The sequence below is a fragment of the Klebsiella sp. JB_Kp042 genome (assembly GCF_040065275.1).
Lineage (GTDB): Bacteria > Pseudomonadota > Gammaproteobacteria > Enterobacterales > Enterobacteriaceae > Klebsiella > Klebsiella quasipneumoniae.
This window is the reverse complement of record NZ_JBEAJL010000026.1, coordinates 75,268-93,336: the sequence shown is the minus strand read 5'-3', so window position 1 is coordinate 93,336 and position 18,069 is coordinate 75,268. Positions and strand designations below refer to the sequence as shown.

Genomic DNA, 18,069 nt, shown 5'->3' with positions numbered 1-18,069 from the left:
CAAAGTTAAAACGGGCAGCCGGTGCGGTGATCCCAGTCGTATTCCGCCTGGGCGTAAGCTACTGCCGAAATGAAATCGTTATATGCCTCTCCGGCGGAATCGCTGCGGAGGCCTTCGTATGGGCTTTTGTCCATCGGCACAGAGAAGCGGAACAGGCCTGACGGCTCTTTCGGCAGCGCGTCGATAATTTCCTGCGCCCGATCGTCAACCCACTTTTGCTTCTCTTCGGTGAGCGTTTGCTCGGCCCACTTACGCTCTTCGATTACGTCGTATGCGCGGTATGCGTTCATAAGCACCTCAGTAACTGATACCGGTATGAGGAATGCATCCGTCTTTAACCACAGTGAGCACCTCGATAGCTTGATCCCGGGTAAGGCTGGTATTGGCCAGAAGAGCTTTGACGATTTCAGTGCCTACAGCCTTGCGGTGTTTAACGTCGGCTTCTCGGCGTGCCTGTTCATCGGCTTTACGTTTCTCCTCAGCCAGGCGGGCCTGTTCGCGTTGCTCTGCCTCGCGACGGATGCGATCGGCTTCTTCCTGTGCTTTGCGGCGTTCAGCTTCCACAGCGGCCTGCTTTTCGCGCTCCGCACGCTCAGCTGCCTCTCGCTGTTCACGCTCGGCTCGCTCTTTGGCCAAAATCGCTTCGCGCTCTCTGGCGGCTGCGGCGTCAATTTCACGCTGCGCCTGTTCTGCTGCTTCACGCTTCGCTTTCTCTTCTGCCAAGCGCTTAATCTCTTCTTCGCGGGCAATGCGCTGGCGCTCAGCTTCTGCTTTCTTCTCGGCCTGCTCACGGTCGAAAGCGTCATTCATCAGCAGAGCCATTTCGTGGTCAGACTCAATCCGAGCAGCCAGCTGCCGATCGAACTCTTCATTCATGGCCAGCGCTTCGGCATGCAGTGCGTTCATGGCTTCTTCTGCCTTAATGCGTTCCTGCTCGGCTTCCCATTCAGTCAGCGGGCGACGCACTTCATCTTTCAGCGCATCGAGGCGCTCACGGACAACGCGGCGGCTTTCGTCAATCTGCTTTGGCAGAGCCTTCAGCTCAGCGACCAGGTCTTTACCTGCGTTGTCGATGTAGGTTTTAGAGCGCGCGACCTTGTGAGCCATGGATGCGATAGCGTCACGGCCTTTTTTGGTGGTCACGTCCGGCACCAGGCTGCGAGCCTCTTTTTCGATCGCTTCGATAAGCGGGTCGAGCTGGTCGTTATTGGTGAAAACCGCCATCGCGTTCTTTTTCTCGATGACGACTAAATCCATTATTTCGCTCATGGCTTCCCCTGAAATTTTGTTGTAAGAATCCCCGGCGCGATGAAAGCCGCCTGATAGCTCAGTTAAATTCGTGCGCTGATATGCGCGGTTAATGCGTCCCGGCTGGAACCAGGTTCGGCTCAATGCTGCGTGAAGCGTATGGCCGGCGGATGTGGCGCAGATTACCCTGCGGCTCATGCCAGTAGCTGCCGTCGCGGTAGTCGAAGCTGACCAGCCAGGCGGCTCCGGTGCGGCGATTGCGCATCATCACGGCGCGTCCGTTGTTAGGAATTGAGTTAGCCATTGAACACCCCCGTAACGTGCAGAATTTTGATAATCAACGCTGTCCAGATGACGCCGCAGATCAGCAGGCAGTAAATCAGTGAACGAATGCCTTGTTTGCTCATTTTCCACCCCAGCATGCGAAGCTAAAAAACAGGACAGCAACCAAAAACGGAACGACCTTTAACCAAAAATTACGCCATGCAGGCTTGTCTTCTTCGCGGATCATCTCTTCACCTTTGCCTTATCGCGGCTAACGGAGCGTTGTTACCTATTACCGGCGCCAACGTTGTTGTTTGGATGAGATGATAATGTACTAATGGTTCATCAATGTAAAGTACCAAAAGTACATTTTTGATTTGGCAATAGTTCATTTCAGTGTAAGTCAATGAACTTAAAGTATATTTATTTTATGTTTTGTTTTTGGTAGGGGTTGTTTGGCTGCGGAGCTGGCACTGGACGTGCTGATGCTGAGGGAAGAGTGGGGCAGTAAAAACCCGGCGCGGTGGCCGGGTCAATTAGACTTGGGGGGAAGGGGGGCATTGCTGCCTTGGTGACTCTGTTCAAGCGTTGCGGTGGGTTGACTAGCCACATTGTGATTCGAATCGTTACGTTGAGCACTTTTGTTCGAGAAAAATATGACAGCAGATAAGGTTACGGCGCAAATACTGATCACCAGGGACACAATCCACTGAGCTTGAGTCAGTCGCTTTTCGGTTGCATCTGCCTTAGCTTCAATACGGCTTAAAGTTTTTGATATTTCAGAAAAACTCTCAACGTAAGCTGTTCTGAAGTTTGCCATTTCAGTTTTCATGCCAGCTGCAACCGAATCAACTTCGGCTTTGTTTTGTGCTAGCTTTGCATTCAACTCATCTTTGGTAAAATTACTCACTTTAACGTCCGCTGATAGATGATCTGGTGGCGCATCTGATAAGTGTATTTTAGTATCAAATCCAGAAAATGAGTCATGCGGCAATCGAATGCTTTGACTCCCCCACGAACTTAATGTGCCTCCATCATAAGCTGTAACACCCGCGCCAACAATAGTTGCCGTAATCACCGCACTAGAAATACTTTTTGTAAATGGGGATGAAGTTGGAGTTATTCTTTCCATAAGCCATTAGCTTTTAGTGCGGTTATTAATGACTCAGCCAGAAGGATGGCCTGACTTGGGGTCATAATAATTGATTCCTGAGGAACCAAGTCTACTTTTATCTGCATCTGCCCTTCTGCGTTTGTATTAGCCGGAGCATGTGTAAACTCATGACTATAAAAGGTAATCATAGCTTGTGTGTTATCTGGCGGAATGAGTATGGATGTCGCAGACATAAACTTAGGCTGAATTGTGTATTCTTTTCCTGACATATCATTTTCCTTCATTTTAACTTCATTAAAAACAATATTTTACCCATGCTTCCTGTACGTCTGCGGCATGCTGCCGATCACCTTACCGAACACTAGCACCCGATTCATTTCTTCCTTCTCGATCGGGTCCCAAGGGGCATAGCTCTTGTTGTCAGAGATTACCAACAGCTTGTCCTTCATCTTCTGCAGGCGCTTAACATGTGCAGTGTCGTCGTACAGGAATGCGTAAATCCCGTCGCCGTCAAAGCTCTTAACGCTGATATCGACGAACAGCAGATCACCCGGCTCAATCGTCCCAGACATGCTATCGCCCCTGACGTTGATGATCCTGATGTTCTCAGCTTTACGCCCATCGAACATATGATTCGCATCGGCTGGCGCATACTCAACAGAGCGGAGGATTTCAACGAACTCTTGGTTTACCACCCCAGGTCCTGCGCTGACGGAGATATCCAAAAGGTCAACCCTAAAGACGTCTTTCCGATTAGTTGCCGACCCAGGCTCAATACCGTCCTCATCAGCATCGCCAAGTAGGTACGATGCAGACGTGCCAATATGGGACGCTAAAGCCTGGAGCGTCCCCCTCCTTGGTATTGACTCCCCATTAAACCATTTGCTCACGGCCTTCGGTGTCAACTTCATTCTCTTGGCGATCTCAGCCTGGCGACCGTGTGGCATCAATCCAGCTTTATCGCAGGCCAGCGCTAGCCTCAGAGAAAATTCTTTTCGCGCTCTTTCTTCGTGAACCATATGTTCAATCATAATATCACTTGCGTGAACTATCAGTTCCGACTTAATATGTACTTACAGTTCATTATTGAGGGTTAAATATGGCACCTAACAGTCTTGGCGAAATCATCAAAAAGATTCGCGTTCCTGTTGTAGCTAAAGCCTGTGGTTGCTCTCCGCGCGCAATTTACAAGTGGATTGCCAACGGAAGTCTGCCGAGAACGGACTACACCGACGAGACCAATTACGCAGAAAAGATCGCTCTCGCTTCTGGCGGCCAGTTTACTGCCGCGCAGATCCGGGAAGTCAGCAAGCCTAAAGCCGCCTGACTGGCGGCCATTCCAAACAACACCAGGGGAAGTATCACAGATGGAGAGTTCAACGACACGCAACAAAGTGGAGGCTCGCAGGATAGAAAGCTGGTTACACAGCCAGATAGCTGAACTGGGGACCACAACTATCGCCAAAGTGGCCGGAGTGAATAAGTCGACGGTGAGTCGCTGGCGGGAAAGCCTGCTGCCGAACATGTCGCTGCTGCTGGCCATCCTGATTTCTAACAGGCCGGGAGAGAAAGGTGATTTTGAAGCATGAGTGGAAACAGAAAGGCGAAAGCCGCAGTGCGCGAACACTAACGGCTTTCAGGTGCAAAAACGAAGAGGTAATTGCGAGGTAATTATGCCTGGTAAATCTGTAAGAGTAAACAATCCGGAGGTAGCACGTGAGCATGTCACTTATGGCGAAAGCAATGGGGGTCAAAGTGGGAAACTCACTGCGTAAGCTCGTTCTTATCAAGCTGGCCGACAACGCCAACGACAAGGGCGAATGCTGGCCTTCGTATCAACACATTGCCGACCAGTGCGAATGCAGTAAATCCGCTGTTCGCAACCATATCGACGCGCTTGAGGATATGGGGCTTCTCAAGCGTGAAAATCGCGTTGGGGTCAACAACGGGAAGGGTAATACATCCAACGTATATTATCTGAACCTTGATGCCACCCCTATGCCATCAAAAAGCACAGGGGTATGCCATGAAATAGCACCCCCTATGCCATCTGATGGCACACCCCCTATGCCACCAGATGGCACCAGAACCAGTCACTCTTTTGAACCAGTCACTGAACCAGACTCTCTCTCTGCGCGAGGGCAGTTTATCAGCGAGGCTGCAAAGCGACGGATCGGGATTTCACCCAACGGGGAGATACCTTTCCCTCCTGCCTTCAAGCCATCGGCAGATCACATTGCGATTGCCTCGGAGAAAGGGATCAACATTGAAACCGAGTTGCTGAACTTTCGTGATTATCACCAGGCCCGCGGCACAAAGCTGATCGACTGGAACTCGGCATTCCGGGTATGGCTCAGGAACGCGAGAGTTAATCCGCTTTCCGGGCGCCAGAGAAGCGAATCTGATTCCCCACACTGGAACAGCCCTGAAGGCTGGAAGGACTTCATATGACCGCACAGCTTATGACCGCGATCAGCAATCGCGATGGTGATGCGCTGGCCAGAATGGCCGCAGGGAGCACGGAGCCGCAGAGGCTTCTCGATTTCGAAGCTGAAAGGCTGGTTGACTCTCTGTTCCGTCAGCTGAAGCAGATCTTCCCGGCCTCTACCCAGACTAACCTGCGGACCGATGCCGAAGAGAAGACAGCAAAGCGCCAGTGGATTGCTGCTTTTGCCGAAAACGGAATCCGCACCCGTGAGCAGTTATCCGCCGGCGTACGCCATGCGAGAGCCAGTGAGTCGCCGTTCTGGCCATCGCCGGGCCAGTTCATCAAGTGGTGCAAGGACAGCGGCACCGTGCTGGGCGTGACTCTTGTCGACGTGATGAACGAGTTCCACCGCTACAGCCGTGAAAAAGGGCTGCATACCGGCGGTGCTGAGCGCTTCCCGTGGTCTCACCCTGTTATGTACTGGGTTGTTACCGATACCCGGCGAGCAATGTACCAACGCCAGCTCAGCGAGGCAGAAACCGAGAAATATGCTGCTAAAAAGCTGGAAGACTGGGCGCTGAAAGTCGCTGCCGGAGAACAAATACCGTCGCCGGTACTGGCTCTGGAGAACAACCAGGAAGCCATTCCGACAAACCATGTCAGCCGGCAGCAGGGGTTTCACCCTGAAGGCAAAAGCTTCGGATGTATGCCAAGCGCGGCATCGCTCGGTGCGTTAACTCCGGCTCAGTGGCTGCGGGATGAATACCTGCGCGGGAAAGAGAGAGGGCTTATCTGATGAAAAAGAACTCGGGCAAACAAGCCGTAATCAATTACGTCGGCCAGCATCCTGGCTGCAGCTTTCAGGATATCCGCCGCGGTACCGGTCTTGACTCTTCAGTGGTCAACTCCTCCCTGTGGCAGATGCACCGTGACGGCCAGGTTAAGCGTGAGGGTGAGTGCAGGAGCTACCGCTACACCCTGATTGACACAACAGCCGTAAACGACAGCGATCCGTCTGTTCAGTATCGCCAGCGTCCTGGCGGTGTAAACCCAATGACCAACCTGTTTAACCAGTGCCTGGCGGGAGTAAGAAAATGAACATCGAAACAGTAAACGAGCTCATCGCCTCCCTGGAGAGCGCAGGCGAGCTGTCGATCAGAGAGCAGAAGTTTCTGAAGCTGGCGAAAGCGTTTAAGCAGTTGGCTGCGGAGAATGTGGCGCTGAAGGCTGCATTCAACAAACCAGATGCATGGTTGTCCTGCCATTCTATTCCGCCTACATATCAAGAGCCAGATCGCGGTGGTGAGTATCTTGCAGTGCATGAGCAGCCTGGGGAGAAAAACGATGACGGCAGTGATTCCTGGCCTGTTTACGCCAAGCCTGAAATCGAAACCCCCGCCACAGATCGCATCGTAGCCGGGATTAAGGCTGATGGGGTGAAGGAGTTCGCTGAAAGTCAGAAGGAATACGTTCGTCAGCATCGCAACGAAATGGACCAGGTACTGCGTGCGGCTTATGCAGGGAGTGCAGTAGACGCCGAGAGATTCGCCAAGCAGCTGCGCGAGGGGGCAGACAAATGAGCAAGACGCTGGACATTCGCGCCGGTGACCGGTTCGAAACGGTTTACCCATTCATTTTCGTATGCACTGACTATCAGCAATGGGACGGAAATGTATTCACCGATGAAAGGTGGATTGGTGGTTGCCGAAAGACATTTGAGCCAGCTGATTGCGGTTATGGTGACCAGACCGTTTACACAGCTGATGCAGAAGGGAAAAGAATTCTTGAGGTTCTTTCAGTCGCCGAAATGCCTGGAAAGTGGCAGCGCCGGATCATCTATGCCTGCCATCTTGTTGACCCGGAGGGGAAAGAAAGGAAAGGCAGGAAGGCCTATACGGTAACCGAGGACAGATTCATCAAAATGTCGTCAGGGTATTTTGCGGATTATGGAGTGGAGAACAGCGATGACTGATATCACCGAACTGGCGCAGAGCCTGAAAGCAGCGGCAGAGAAAGCGACGCAGGGCGAATGGTGGGCCGACGAAGTTAAAAACGAAGGATGCTACGGGTCTGGCGATGACTGCGTGGAGGGATTCACCTCATACGCAATTTATGGCTCTGACGGGCAAACCCTCTTTGATTCGCTCAACAGTGACGCCGCCTGCATCTGTGAGGAATACGACGGCGAGGGGCATGTGGCATGGGATGAGACGGCGCAGCGTAATGCCGAATTCATCGCCCTGGCTAACCCTGCCAACGTTCTGGCGCTGGCAGAGGCGCTGGAGAAGGCGCAGCAGGTAGACGAAGAACTTTGCAGGCTCCTGCCTCCAGGCGCTGAGTACATGGACCCTCCAGACGGCGGTGATGTCACGCCGCTTGAAGGAGTGCGTCGAATGGTTGCTGATTATCGCCAGCGCATCGCCGAGCTGGAGTCCCGCGCCGTCACCGCTGCCGCCGCTGACGTACTGGCCGAGCGTAAGCGGCAGGTTACAGCTGAGGGGTGGACACCAGGACATGATGATGAATATGAACACGGCGAATTAGCCGATGCCGCCGGTTGCTATGCGCTTTCCTCTGAACTGTTCGATTGTGCCGGTGAGCCGCCCAGACCGTGGCTATGGCCTGATGAATGGTGGAAGCCAACTAATCGCCGCCGTGACCTGGTTAAGGCTGGAGCGTTAATTCTGGCGGAAATTGAGCGCCTCGACCGCACCGCTGGCATCAAGGTGGAGGCTGAGTGATGTTTAGTTCACATGGTTATGGAGCGGCGATTGTTATTTTTGCAATATTCTGCGCGGTGGTTGGCTGGGGAGTAATTGAGTTCATCCTCTGGCTGTTCTCGTTCGTTCACATTTCATTCGGAGGTTAGGGTAATGACCAAATCAACCATAACCAGAGAAGAAAGCGTTCAGGCCATATTTGATTTAAAGGTTGGATATCGGCTTGAGTTTGCCGACATAGAGATTCTCAAGCGAGTGGCCCGCATGGCGCTGGCCGCAATGGACGGCGAGCCGGTGGCGTACATGACGTACAAAGGATATCTCCTGCACGCAGGCGACCCGAAACTCGCCGAATACAGCGAGCCAATGCCCCTGTATGCCGACCCTCGACCGGAACCAATATCTGCCGAGCCGGTGGCGTGGCTGCTGTCAGGTGGTGGTGCGAAAAATGTTGTCGTATTTGACGGCGGGAATGCATACGCAGACCCATTGCGTGAAGTCACGCCGCTCTATCGCCACGCGCAGCCTGCGCCGGTAGCCTATAGCGATTTTGAGGAATTTTGGTCAGCGTATATTCATCCTCTGGCACAGGATGACGAGCTGAAGGGCTTTGCGTGGGACATCTGGAGCGTCCTCGGATCTAACTCGCAGCCAGCGCCGGTAGTGCCGGGTAAATGGATTCCGGTAAGCGAGCAAAAGCCTGGTTGCTGGTGCCGCACATGCCGACCTGTGACCCTGAACGATATGCGCTTTGTGGTGTGCCCTGATTGCGGAAACAAGAGATGCCCCCGGGCAAATGACCATAGAAATGCCTGCACCGGAAGCAATGAGCCTGGTCAGGAAGGGAGTGCGCATCCGGACACTCCACGGGAGGTGAAATGATGCCGTACATCTTCCTGATTTTCGTCATCAGCAGCAATACATCGAATATGCAGGTGGTCCCCACGCAGAGTATGGAGCAGTGCAAAGCAGCCATTAAGGCGATGAAAGTTGCAGATGATAAGAGGTCCTGGGACGACGTTTCGCCAAGCGTAGATAATGTTCAATGCGTAGAGGTGAAGGGTGCCTAAATCCCCCGCAGAGCGCAAAGCCTCCAGCTGAAATCAAACCCCTCTCCTGAGGGGTTTTATCGTATATGCTCATTTTGCATTTATCCCCGGGAAGGGCGATAATTACCTCGCCAGCCTGAGCAACTGACACGATTATCCGGCGCCAAGTGGGGACACATGGCGCAAACACTGCAATTTGAGAAGAGTTATCAAAACGTACTGATTCCTGCGGAGCCGGGAACCAGCGAATATCTGCAACTTATCCCCGTAGGGCAACTGCTTTGCGGTGAGTTCCGCAAGCCCCGGAATTACGCATTCCACAAAAAGTTTTTCAAGCTTCTGACTCTCGGGTATCACTACTGGACGCCTTCCGGTGGACTCATTGAGCCCGCTGAGCGCACCCTCATATCCGGGTTTATCGACTTCCTATCATCCGACTACGATCAGCGCGCTGCGCTCCAGAACGCCTCCGAGATGTATCTCTCATCGGTCGGAATATCTCGTTCCCGCGATATGGCGCTGCTGAAACACTTCGAATCCTTCCGCGAGTGGGCAACCATTCAGGCTGGCTTTTATGACGAATACCAGATGCCTGACGGCAGCCGACGTCGTGTCGCAAAGTCGATCTCCTTCGCCAGCATGGACGACAGCCAGTTTAACGGCGTCTACAAATCAGTGCTGAATGTGCTCTGGAACTACATTCTGCGTCGCAAATTCCACTCTCCGGCTGAGGCTGAAAACGCCGCCAGTCAGCTGCTGAGCTTTGCGGGGTGATGGCTATGCAATGTCTTCTTGCCAAAGTAATGGAGCGCGGCATCTTCCGCGTACCGGCGCGCCGCAAGCGCAAGGTCGAAGTTAAGCCTTCCGACATACCGACCCTGAAAGACTATACCGCCCGCCTGGTCGATAAGAAGTGGCTACGCCTGAGAGCAAGGAGGCCACATGCGTAAACCAGCACGCCGTAAATGCGCCCACTGCCGCGAATGGTTCCATCCTGCCCGGGAGGGGCAGGTGGTATGCAGTTTTGAATGCGCCAGCGCGATCGGCAAAAAACAGACAGCAAAAGCCCGGGAGGCGGCGAAGGCCAGGGCGGTGAAGCGCCAGCGCGAATCCGAAAAGGAAGGTCGCCAGCGTCGCCGGGCCAAGCGAGAGTCATTCAAGACAAAGGCCCAATGGGATAAAGAGGCTCAGTCAGCCTTTAACCGGTACATTCGCATTCGTGATGAAGGTAAGCCCTGCGTCAGCTGCGGAAGCCCGCTTATCGGCAAGAGCAACTACCTGACCGGCAGCGCTATTGACGCCAGTCATTACCGTTCCCGTGGCGCGGCGTCGCACCTGAAATTCAACGTGTTCAACGTCCACTCCGCCTGCACCCGCTGCAACCGGCAGTTAAGCGGAAATGCCGTTGAATACCGCATTCACCTGATTGAGCGCATTGGCCTGGATCGCGTAGAGCGCCTTGAGGCTGATAACGAGCCGCGCCGATTCGACATTCCCTACCTGCAGCGCATCAAATCCATATTCACCCGCAGAGCCCGCGCGCTGGAGAAGCGCCGCGCCCGCCATCAGGAGGCCGCATGAGCACAGAAACCGAAATTGAACTGGGAAAGGTTGTAGCTTTCCCAGCGAAGAATAACGACCTGCAGGATGGGCTCGTTATTCAGCGCGAAGGTAAGAAGGTGATGTGTCTGCACTCCACCGTTTGGGTTAACGAAAAGGACCGGACCTTACGCTGCAGGAAGTGCGAAACATTGATAGAGCCTTTTGACTTCCTGATGACGCTTTGTGACCAGGAGTCTCGCTACATGGAAAGCGTGAAATATCTCCGACGGGAAGAAAAGCAGCGCCGCCAGAACATCGAGAAACTCATTCAGATTGAGAAGAACGCAAAGTCCCGAATTCGCCGTGCCGGGGATAGGTCTCCGCTTCCTCTCTGGCAGAACGAGAGGGTTGACGAATGAGCCGTGACGTTATCGAACGCATCCGCGACCGCTGGCAAAAGCTGCGTCTATGCCGGCACCGCGGCACCGTACTGGTTGACTACCGCATACTGAGAAATTTCGTTCGCATCTATCAGACCCTGGGAGAGACAGCATGAAACTGGAATTAACCAACGAACAGCACCAGTGGATAGATCAGTGGCTCCAGCTTTGGGGCGCATGGTGCCAGACAGGGAAGATAGACAAGGCGATGATAAATATGATTGCCAAGTTCATGGCCACGGTTGAACCGCAAGCACCATCAAGGCCTGTATGCAGCGATGATGATGGGTTGCTGATTGATGCTGTTATCCGACATTACCTGAAAAACGTAGATGAGAACGCATGGAAGGTAATTTTTGCCTATTACGTCTGCAACTCAAGCGAGATAAGGATCGCCTCATGGCAGCATGCTGTGAGCAAGCCTCGCCTGATGAAGACGCGCGCCGGAAACCAGTACAAGCACCCGAGCATTTCAACCATCCGCCGGGAAGTTAAGCAGGTTATCAACGCGGCACTCTTTTGCCTGTACCAGCCGCTGCAAAATGCGTTTAACGATCGCGAAAGTGTGAGGAAAATTGCAAAAAATAGTCATAACGTGCTTGCATTTCAATGAACAAATGAGCAATATATTTAGTGTAGGTTGCCGTATTTGCGTTTGACCTATCAGAACACCGAGCCTCGCCATCGTGCGGGGTTTTTTTATGCCTGCGATCCGGTCAGGGTTCTTGGGTAGAGACGTGCTGCACGACACGTCGACACCCGCCGCGCAGAGCCCTGAACCAGATTGCATCTGTCGTAGTTTGGTAATTACGTCTGGCTTCCAACCAGAATATGCGGGTTCGATCCCCGCCAGATGCTCCAATCCCTCTACCTTGGGACCATTACGGCTACCGCGCCGTCGCTTTTACCCTTGGTATTTCTTCCCGCCTTGAGCGGGTTTTTTATTTTCAGGGTCGCGGGAATCACCCTCGACGCTTTGTTGGTAAATCAGCCCGACGGCCCTGAACCTTTTACTGACTACAGATAGCACCCCGAACATTATCGGAGGTGGAGACTATGAAAATGCCTGACAAAATCTTTTCGGCGGCCTCGTACTGCTCGTCAGGCGGCCTGATATGCACCGGGCTGGCAAGGACCTATGACTGGTTTCATGGACTTGACTGGAATTTTATTGCTCTGGCCAGCGGCGTGATAATCGGTGTGGCGACTTACCTGACCAATCTCTACTTTAAGCGCCGCTGGACGAAGATGTATCAGCAATCCCTCGATCGTGGTTATGGTGGCCCGCCACCGCAGGATGAATAGCGATGGCTAACCTGAAAACAAAACTCAGCGCGGCCATGCTGGCGCTTATCGCTGCTGGCGCATCAGCTCCCGTTCTCATGGATCAGTTCCTGAACGAGAAAGAGGGCAATAGCCTCACGTCATACCGCGATGGCGCCGGAATCTGGACGATATGTCGTGGAGCTACCCGGGTAGATGGAAGACCTGTAACCCAGGGAATGAAGTTAACCCAGGCCAAATGCGATCAGGTGAATGCCGTCGAGCGCAATAAGGCGCTGGCATGGGTTGATCAGAATGTGCGTGTTCGTCTGACGCCTCCTCAAAAGGTCGGGATTGCCAGTTTCTGCCCATATAACATCGGGCCCGGTAAGTGCTTTCCTTCCACCTTCTACCGCAAGCTGAATGCCGGTGACCGTAAAGGCGCCTGCGCTGAAATTCGCAGGTGGATTTTTGATGGCGGAAAAGATTGCCGCGTGCGTTCCAACAATTGTTACGGCCAGGTCTCTCGCCGTGATCAGGAAAGCGCACTGGCATGTTGGGGGATAGATGAATGAGCCGATTAGCAGCCATTATCAGCGCCATTATGATCTGCCTGGTTGTTTGCCTTGGTTGGCTGGCAATGCATTACCACAACGCTGCTGCTGAGCAGAAAACCCGAGCCGATGGCGCCGAGCAGCAGGTAAACGCAGCGCAGGCGATCACATCCAACGTTCTGACCACCATGACCATCTTCAACACCATCTCCGAGGCCAATCAGCATGCAAAAGAGCAGATCGCACTGGACGCATCGGGAGCCTCGGCTGATATCCGGATTGCTGTTGCGAATGATGATTGCACTAATCGCCCTGTGCCTGCTGGCGCAGTTAAGCGGCTGCAACAATTCGCGAACGGTCTACGTCAAAGTGCCGGTGGTCCCGTTACCAGCCAGCCTGACGGCTGACACCCCGCAACCGGAAATCCCTGACAACCTGACGTGGGGCCAGAGCCTGGATTTAAACGTCAGCCTGCTATCGGCGCTGGGGCAGTGCAACCGGGATAAGGCCGATATCAGGCAGGCAGAATCAAAACGTCAGTAAGGCATTACAGAGCCACTTCCAGAGGTGGCTCGATAATGTCACAACGAGGTGAGTCATATGCGCACCACTGGAATCCTAATGGCGGAAATTACGCTTCGCCCATACATGAGGCCGCTGCTCATCCTTTCAGTGCTTTTGCGCTGGGGTTGGCTCACTAAGAAGTGTATCCGGATTGGCCCTGTGATTGAGAAGAAGGCGTAATTATAAAGTTCTGCAAATGGTGCGTTAAAAGCGCCATTGACAGAGTTTTATATAAGTTTCACAACTTACCGATCAAAAAATTCCCCGGTAAGTATTCGAGCAACCCAGAGGAATATTCTGTATGGCGTCGAAAAAGCTTACAGCTGATCAGCAGCAGCTTTTCGATGCTCTGACTCCGCTGCAAAAAAGGTTCGCACTTGCAATCATCAAAGGGAAGAACCAGACGGACGCCTATAAGGCTGCGAAGGGGAAGGCTAAGACGCCAGAAGCCATTCGCAACTCGGCGAGTCAGATCTTTACAAATCTTGGTGTGCAAGCCTTTCTCAAATCAGTACAGGGCGAGATTGTCGACGAGGCAATCATGACCCGAGAGGAGGCGTTAAAGCGCCTTTCTAAGATGGGTCGAACATCCATCGCTGATATAGCCGAGTTCAGCAACAGCATCGTTGGCGAAGATGACGATGGCAATCCTGTGTTCCAGGCCGTGTGGAGCTTCAAAGATTCCGCTCTTCAGGACCCTGACGCAATGAGTGCAATCTCTGAGCTCACTACGGGAAAGGACGGCATCAAGCTGAAGATGCACGACCCCAAAGCGGCAATTAAGCAGCTTGCCGAAATGCAGGGTTGGGACGCTCCGAAGAAAACCGAGCTGACCGGTAAAGACGGCGGCCCGCTGAATCAGGTGACGTACACCGCTGAAGACTATGCGAAGGCCCAGCAGAAGCTGGAGGGAAGGTTAGAAGGGCTGGACTGATATGAGCGGAATTATCGAATGGGATGACCTGTCATTCCCGGAGCGCGTGATCATCCGTTCAAAGTCCACGAAGTCATTCCTGAACTTCACCCGAATATGGTTCGAACTGATTCAGGGCGATCGGCTGCTGGTTAACTGGCATCACCGCCTGATGGCTTCGAAAATTGATGATCTGCTTGCCGGGCGCCTTGTCCCGCGAAACCTGATTATCAACATCCCGCCAGGCGGTACGAAAACTGAGTTCTTCTCCATTCACTTCCCGGCGTATGTCAACGCCCTGGTGCAGGAAAAGCGGCTTAAACGCTTTCGAAACCTGAATATCTCTTTTGCTGACACGCTGGTAAAGCGTAACAGCCGTCGCACCCGCGACATTATCGCCAGCCGTGAATATCAGGAGTTCTGGCCCTGCTCGTTTGGTGTCAACCAGGCAGAAGAGTGGGAGATAAAGGACGAGCGAGGGCGCTCTATAGGCCAGACGGTATCGCGCTCAAGCAACGGGCAGATCACCGGTGGTCGTGGTGGATACTACGGACCAGAGTTCTCCGGCATGGTGATGCTGGACGACTACAACAAGCCGGTGGACATGCTCAGCGAGTCCCGACGCAAAAGCGCGAATACGCTGCTGGTAAACACCATTCGATCACGCCGCGGCGATAAGTCGAAAGAGCACCCGACTCCGTTTGTGAGTATTCAGCAGCGCCTGCACACCGACGATGCAACGGGCTTCATGCTTGCCGGCGGAATGGGCGTGCCGTTTCACCATGTCGCCATACCGGCCATGATCGACGAGAAGTACATCCAGTCGCTCGATGAGCCATGGCGTTCGCTTTGCTGGGAAACGGTCAAAGATACCGATTCTGTGGTCGTTGGTGGCGTTCGCTACTGGTCCTACTGGCCACAGATGGAAGACGTTAACGACCTCCTGCAGTTGTGGGAAAAGGATCGCTATACCTTCCTGTCGCAATACCAGCAAAACCCGATGGCACTGACTGGCGGGATCATCGACACCAGCTGGTTCAGAACGTACACCACCCTGCCGAAGCTTACGCACCGTGCCGTGTACGTCGATACGAACAGCGGGAAGGTAGAGGACTGGCTGGATTACACCGTGTTTACGCTGGCTGGAATGGGCGTGGACGGGAATCTGTACATCATCGACGTCGTTCGCGGCCGGTGGGACCCGGAAGACCTCCTGAAGAAAGCAGAAGAGGTTTGGGAAAAGTGGCGCCTTTCTGGCTCCATGCGGGTTATGCCGCTGCGTCATATGGCCATTGAAGAGAAGCAGGCCGGACAGGGCCTCATCACCACTCTGAAAAAACGTAGCCAGACCCCCGGACAACTCGCCATCCCGGTGAGGGAAATTCCGCGCGGTACCGGGCAGAACAAGCTTGTTCGCTGCCTTAACGTCATCCCCCAAATCAAAACCGGGAAAGTGTTCGTCCCGGCGACGCACACCGACGACGGACAGAAGCTTTCCAGCATCTTCTACGAGGACGGCACGATCGCAGGCTCAACGGAGTGGGTTCTGACGGCGATGACGGAATGCGCTGCTTTCTCCGCTGATGACAGTCACGACAACGACGACATCCTCGATACCTGGATGGACGCAATCGACGACAACCTGATTTCCGGCCCGCAGCCGATGGTTATCGACCCGAATCAACTCAGGAGAATTTAAGTGTGGTGGTTTAAAAAGAAAGAAGTCGCCGCGCCTGAGCCGGCAAAAGAACCTGAAGCACCGAAGGTCGGGATCAGGCCAGAGGCCGTGGCCGAAGTCCGCGCATCACCGAAAAGAGAGTTTCAGCGCTATGAACCGCCGAAAGGGGTCATCCCCGAGGCTATCAAAAGCGCCATTCTGGCAATGGACTCCACGCCTTACGATGATCTCAATGCTGCATATGGCGGTTACGGCTACGGCGACTTTGATAGCTTTCCCGGATACCCGTATCTGGCCACGCTGGCGCAAAAGCCTGAATATCGCAAGATGGTCAGCACCATCGCGGAGGAAATGACCCGCAAATGGATAAAGCTCAAAACTGTCGGCGATGAAGACAAGGCGGATCGGGTGAAGCAGCTCGAAGAGGCCATGAAGCGGTTTAAGGTGCGCGAGCGCTTTAAAGAAGCCGCAGAACACGACGGCTACTTTGGCGGCGGACAGATTTACATCGACGTTCGTTCTCCGCGGGGCATCTCCGCATGGATGGACGACAACGAGCTGCAATCGAAGCTCTTCATGAGCGACAAGAAGATCACGAAAGGCAGCCTGCAGGGGTTCAGGGTCATCGAGCCTATCTGGACCTATCCGGGGATTTATAACTCCGACAACCCGCTGAGCCCGGATTTCTACAAGCCGACGCAGTGGTTTGTCATGGGCCGGACCGTACATGCAAGCCGGATGATTGATTTCGTCTCGCGGCAGGTGCCTGACCTGCTGAAGGCATCGTATAACTTTCGCGGCCTGTCTCTCTCGCAGATCGCCGAGCCTTACGTCAATAACTGGCTTCGCACCCGCGACAGCGTCAGCGACATGATTCACTCGTTCTCAGTTCCGGTAATCGGAACAAATATGAGCACGATTCTGCAGGGCGGTGGGGCTGATAGTCTTCTGGCAAGACTTGATGTCTTTAACCGATGCCGCGATAACCGTGGCGCATTCGCTAAAGACAACAACCCTACCCAGCCAGAAACGGTTGAGTTCGTTAACGCCCCGCTTAACGGTCTGGATGCCCTGCAGGCACAGTCGCAGGAGCACATGTCAGCGGTTTCGAGCATCCCGCTCGTCAAACTGCTGGGCATCACTCCAAATGGCCTTAACGCAACGTCTGACGGCGAAATCCGCGTTTTCTACGACTACATTCACGCCCTGCAGCAGTCTGTTTTTAAAGACAACCTGAAGCGTGTGATGGACATCATTCAGCTCTCTGAGTTTGGCGACATTGACGATGGCATAACCTTCGACTTTGAGCCGCTGTACGAAATGAGCGCTAAAGAGCGGGCGGAAATTCGCAAAGTAGACGCTGACACGGACGCTGTCTATGTGGCCGCCAACGTGCTATCCGGCAACGAAGTCCGCGAAAAAATCGCCGGTGACCCGGACTCGCCCTATCACTCTCTGGACCTGAATGATGACCTCGAAATCGAAGACGACTACGACGAAGAGGAAGAAACAGACCATGACGATAAGGGCGGTTCATCCTAACGCTGGCGTTGAAGCATGGTACCGCCGACAGCTTGATAAGCAGGTGCAGGAAATGCAGGCATCTGTTGTCTACTGGCTGTCGGCAAACTATCGGGCCAGCGGCGCGGCTGTCGCCATGGATGCATCTCCTGCAGTGATGATGCGGAATGCCATGCAGAAACTGGCTAAGCGCTGGACGCGGCGGTTTGATGACATGGCGCAAAAGCTGGCCGACAGGTTCGCTAACGATGCCATGAAAAACGCGGATGCTTCACTGGCCACAGCCTTCAAAGATGCGGGGTTTACTGTCGAGTTCAAGATGACCTCGCAGATGAATAACGCTCTTCAGGCGACCATCGCCGAGAATGTCGGCCTTATCCGATCCATCCCCGAGAAGTATTTCACCGAGGTGGAAGGTCTGGTTATGAGGTCGGTAGCGCGTGGGCGCGACTTCTCCTATCTCACAGATGAACTCCAGAAGCGATACGGGATTACCCGGCGGCGTGCGGCGTTCATTGCCCGAGATCAGAACAACAAGGCCACCTCAGTCGTTCAGTCTGCGCGACAGCAGGCGCTCGGCATTACCCAGGGTATATGGAAGCACTCCCATGCAGGTAAGAAGCCTCGCCAGTCCCATGTGAAAGCTAATGGCAGGCTTTTCGACCTCTCGGAGGGGATGCTCATTGATGGCGAGCACATCATGCCAGGCGAATTACCAAATTGTCGTTGCACCTGGGAGGCAGTCATTCCAGGACTGAAAACATAGAGGCC

General features: G+C 53.7%; 31 protein-coding genes, 1 tRNA gene and 1 pseudogene. 25 read left to right on the top strand and 8 right to left on the bottom strand.

Annotation, left to right across the window (positions count from 1 at the left end; translation table 11 throughout):
• Positions 1 to 5: 5 nt before the first annotated feature.
• From gamL to ABLV54_RS08705, 8 genes and pseudogenes are all read right to left on the bottom strand, one after another.
• Positions 6 to 290, bottom strand: coding sequence for a host nuclease inhibitor GamL (gamL, locus tag ABLV54_RS08740; RefSeq protein WP_008807813.1), 285 nt, complete (start codon positions 288 to 290; stop codon positions 6 to 8).
• A 7-nt stretch (positions 291 to 297) separates the two neighbouring features.
• On the bottom strand, positions 298 to 1,269 hold the full coding sequence (locus ABLV54_RS08735; protein ID WP_348813979.1) for a hypothetical protein: 972 nt from the start codon (positions 1,267 to 1,269) through the stop codon (positions 298 to 300).
• 88 nt (positions 1,270 to 1,357) lie between these two features.
• On the bottom strand, positions 1,358 to 1,552 hold the full coding sequence (locus ABLV54_RS08730) for a hypothetical protein (RefSeq protein WP_004151303.1): 195 nt from the start codon (positions 1,550 to 1,552) through the stop codon (positions 1,358 to 1,360).
• Positions 1,545 to 1,670, bottom strand: a complete 126-nt coding sequence (locus tag ABLV54_RS08725) for a hypothetical protein (protein WP_009652632.1) — start codon at positions 1,668 to 1,670, stop codon at positions 1,545 to 1,547. The genes ABLV54_RS08730 and ABLV54_RS08725 overlap by 8 nt, the downstream gene beginning before the upstream one ends.
• Positions 1,671 to 2,044: 374 nt before the next feature.
• Positions 2,045 to 2,644, bottom strand: coding sequence for a hypothetical protein (locus ABLV54_RS08720; RefSeq protein ID WP_137916672.1), 600 nt, complete (start codon positions 2,642 to 2,644; stop codon positions 2,045 to 2,047).
• Complete coding sequence (locus ABLV54_RS08715) at positions 2,632 to 2,910, bottom strand: hypothetical protein (RefSeq protein WP_077273355.1); 279 nt, start codon at positions 2,908 to 2,910, stop codon at positions 2,632 to 2,634. Before ABLV54_RS08715 ends, ABLV54_RS08720 begins: the two co-directional genes overlap by 13 nt.
• Before the next feature lie 24 nt (positions 2,911 to 2,934).
• Entirely contained in the window at positions 2,935 to 3,351 is a 417-nt protein-coding gene (locus tag ABLV54_RS08710; protein WP_224750898.1) for a S24 family peptidase, read from the bottom strand.
• An 87-nt stretch (positions 3,352 to 3,438) separates the two neighbouring features.
• Positions 3,439 to 3,573 (bottom strand): annotated as a pseudogene (locus ABLV54_RS08705) (helix-turn-helix transcriptional regulator); the annotation flags it as partial.
• A gap of 152 nt (positions 3,574 to 3,725) precedes the next feature.
• Between ABLV54_RS08705 and ABLV54_RS08700 the strand changes: the two are divergent.
• From ABLV54_RS08700 to ABLV54_RS08580, 25 genes are all read left to right on the top strand, one after another.
• Complete coding sequence (locus ABLV54_RS08700) at positions 3,726 to 3,953, top strand: Cro/Cl family transcriptional regulator (RefSeq protein WP_032431544.1); 228 nt, start codon at positions 3,726 to 3,728, stop codon at positions 3,951 to 3,953.
• Positions 3,954 to 3,993: 40 nt separating this feature from the next.
• Positions 3,994 to 4,215 (top strand): CII family transcriptional regulator, encoded by a 222-nt coding sequence (locus ABLV54_RS08695; RefSeq protein ID WP_004139615.1) that lies wholly within the window; start codon positions 3,994 to 3,996, stop codon positions 4,213 to 4,215.
• Between the two features lie 133 nt (positions 4,216 to 4,348).
• The gene (locus ABLV54_RS08690) at positions 4,349 to 5,077 is read left to right on the top strand and encodes a helix-turn-helix domain-containing protein (protein ID WP_101865526.1); all 729 of its coding nucleotides are present in this window, start codon (positions 4,349 to 4,351) and stop codon (positions 5,075 to 5,077) included.
• Positions 5,074 to 5,850 carry a replication protein P gene (locus tag ABLV54_RS08685; RefSeq protein ID WP_004178817.1) on the top strand — a complete coding sequence of 259 codons (777 nt, stop codon included), beginning with the start codon at positions 5,074 to 5,076 and terminating at the stop codon, positions 5,848 to 5,850. The genes ABLV54_RS08690 and ABLV54_RS08685 overlap by 4 nt, the downstream gene beginning before the upstream one ends.
• Positions 5,850 to 6,152: a helix-turn-helix domain-containing protein gene (locus ABLV54_RS08680; protein ID WP_123806356.1), complete on the top strand. Its 303-nt coding sequence runs from the start codon at positions 5,850 to 5,852 to the stop codon at positions 6,150 to 6,152. Before ABLV54_RS08685 ends, ABLV54_RS08680 begins: the two co-directional genes overlap by 1 nt.
• Positions 6,149 to 6,634, top strand: a complete 486-nt coding sequence (locus ABLV54_RS08675; protein ID WP_348813974.1) for a hypothetical protein — start codon at positions 6,149 to 6,151, stop codon at positions 6,632 to 6,634. Before ABLV54_RS08680 ends, ABLV54_RS08675 begins: the two co-directional genes overlap by 4 nt.
• A complete protein-coding gene (locus ABLV54_RS08670; protein ID WP_086549653.1) occupies positions 6,631 to 7,026 on the top strand; it encodes a hypothetical protein in 396 nt (131 codons plus the stop codon). The genes ABLV54_RS08675 and ABLV54_RS08670 overlap by 4 nt, the downstream gene beginning before the upstream one ends.
• Complete coding sequence (locus tag ABLV54_RS08665; RefSeq protein ID WP_348813972.1) at positions 7,019 to 7,795, top strand: ead/Ea22-like family protein; 777 nt, start codon at positions 7,019 to 7,021, stop codon at positions 7,793 to 7,795. Before ABLV54_RS08670 ends, ABLV54_RS08665 begins: the two co-directional genes overlap by 8 nt.
• 132 nt (positions 7,796 to 7,927) lie before the next feature.
• Positions 7,928 to 8,656, top strand: coding sequence for a hypothetical protein (locus tag ABLV54_RS08660; protein ID WP_348813970.1), 729 nt, complete (start codon positions 7,928 to 7,930; stop codon positions 8,654 to 8,656).
• Positions 8,653 to 8,844 (top strand): hypothetical protein, encoded by a 192-nt coding sequence (locus ABLV54_RS08655; protein WP_348813968.1) that lies wholly within the window; start codon positions 8,653 to 8,655, stop codon positions 8,842 to 8,844. Before ABLV54_RS08660 ends, ABLV54_RS08655 begins: the two co-directional genes overlap by 4 nt.
• A 156-nt stretch (positions 8,845 to 9,000) precedes the next feature.
• Complete coding sequence (locus ABLV54_RS08650; protein ID WP_348813966.1) at positions 9,001 to 9,597, top strand: DUF1367 family protein; 597 nt, start codon at positions 9,001 to 9,003, stop codon at positions 9,595 to 9,597.
• 5 nt (positions 9,598 to 9,602) lie between these two features.
• Positions 9,603 to 9,773 carry a NinE family protein gene (locus ABLV54_RS08645; RefSeq protein WP_032413853.1) on the top strand — a complete coding sequence of 57 codons (171 nt, stop codon included), beginning with the start codon at positions 9,603 to 9,605 and terminating at the stop codon, positions 9,771 to 9,773.
• Positions 9,766 to 10,404, top strand: a complete 639-nt coding sequence (locus ABLV54_RS08640) for a recombination protein NinG (protein ID WP_040227079.1) — start codon at positions 9,766 to 9,768, stop codon at positions 10,402 to 10,404. Before ABLV54_RS08645 ends, ABLV54_RS08640 begins: the two co-directional genes overlap by 8 nt.
• On the top strand, positions 10,401 to 10,784 hold the full coding sequence (locus tag ABLV54_RS08635) for a hypothetical protein (protein WP_348813964.1): 384 nt from the start codon (positions 10,401 to 10,403) through the stop codon (positions 10,782 to 10,784). The genes ABLV54_RS08640 and ABLV54_RS08635 overlap by 4 nt, the downstream gene beginning before the upstream one ends.
• On the top strand, positions 10,781 to 10,921 hold the full coding sequence (locus ABLV54_RS08630; RefSeq protein ID WP_004884232.1) for a YlcG family protein: 141 nt from the start codon (positions 10,781 to 10,783) through the stop codon (positions 10,919 to 10,921). Before ABLV54_RS08635 ends, ABLV54_RS08630 begins: the two co-directional genes overlap by 4 nt.
• Positions 10,918 to 11,418 carry an antiterminator Q family protein gene (locus ABLV54_RS08625; RefSeq protein ID WP_004884209.1) on the top strand — a complete coding sequence of 167 codons (501 nt, stop codon included), beginning with the start codon at positions 10,918 to 10,920 and terminating at the stop codon, positions 11,416 to 11,418. Before ABLV54_RS08630 ends, ABLV54_RS08625 begins: the two co-directional genes overlap by 4 nt.
• A 173-nt stretch (positions 11,419 to 11,591) precedes the next feature.
• Positions 11,592 to 11,666 (top strand) — tRNA-Gly (locus ABLV54_RS08620).
• A gap of 195 nt (positions 11,667 to 11,861) precedes the next feature.
• Entirely contained in the window at positions 11,862 to 12,110 is a 249-nt protein-coding gene (locus ABLV54_RS08615) for a phage holin (protein ID WP_004146526.1), read from the top strand.
• A gap of 2 nt (positions 12,111 to 12,112) precedes the next feature.
• On the top strand, positions 12,113 to 12,643 hold the full coding sequence (locus ABLV54_RS08610) for a lysozyme (RefSeq protein WP_004146527.1): 531 nt from the start codon (positions 12,113 to 12,115) through the stop codon (positions 12,641 to 12,643).
• Complete coding sequence (locus tag ABLV54_RS08605; RefSeq protein ID WP_348813960.1) at positions 12,640 to 13,029, top strand: DUF2570 domain-containing protein; 390 nt, start codon at positions 12,640 to 12,642, stop codon at positions 13,027 to 13,029. The genes ABLV54_RS08610 and ABLV54_RS08605 overlap by 4 nt, the downstream gene beginning before the upstream one ends.
• Entirely contained in the window at positions 12,914 to 13,165 is a 252-nt protein-coding gene (locus tag ABLV54_RS08600; protein ID WP_049106316.1) for a hypothetical protein, read from the top strand. The genes ABLV54_RS08605 and ABLV54_RS08600 overlap by 116 nt, the downstream gene beginning before the upstream one ends.
• Before the next feature lie 322 nt (positions 13,166 to 13,487).
• Positions 13,488 to 14,120 (top strand): terminase small subunit, encoded by a 633-nt coding sequence (locus ABLV54_RS08595; RefSeq protein WP_072040663.1) that lies wholly within the window; start codon positions 13,488 to 13,490, stop codon positions 14,118 to 14,120.
• Between the two features lies 1 nt (position 14,121).
• Complete coding sequence (gene terL / locus ABLV54_RS08590; RefSeq protein WP_004196799.1) at positions 14,122 to 15,798, top strand: phage terminase large subunit; 1,677 nt, start codon at positions 14,122 to 14,124, stop codon at positions 15,796 to 15,798.
• Positions 15,799 to 17,319 carry a DUF1073 domain-containing protein gene (locus ABLV54_RS08585; RefSeq protein ID WP_348813956.1) on the top strand — a complete coding sequence of 507 codons (1,521 nt, stop codon included), beginning with the start codon at positions 15,799 to 15,801 and terminating at the stop codon, positions 17,317 to 17,319. It begins immediately after the preceding gene.
• 52 nt (positions 17,320 to 17,371) lie between these two features.
• The gene (locus ABLV54_RS08580) at positions 17,372 to 18,064 is read left to right on the top strand and encodes a phage minor head protein (RefSeq protein ID WP_348813954.1); all 693 of its coding nucleotides are present in this window, start codon (positions 17,372 to 17,374) and stop codon (positions 18,062 to 18,064) included.
• Positions 18,065 to 18,069: the final 5 nt, after the last annotated feature.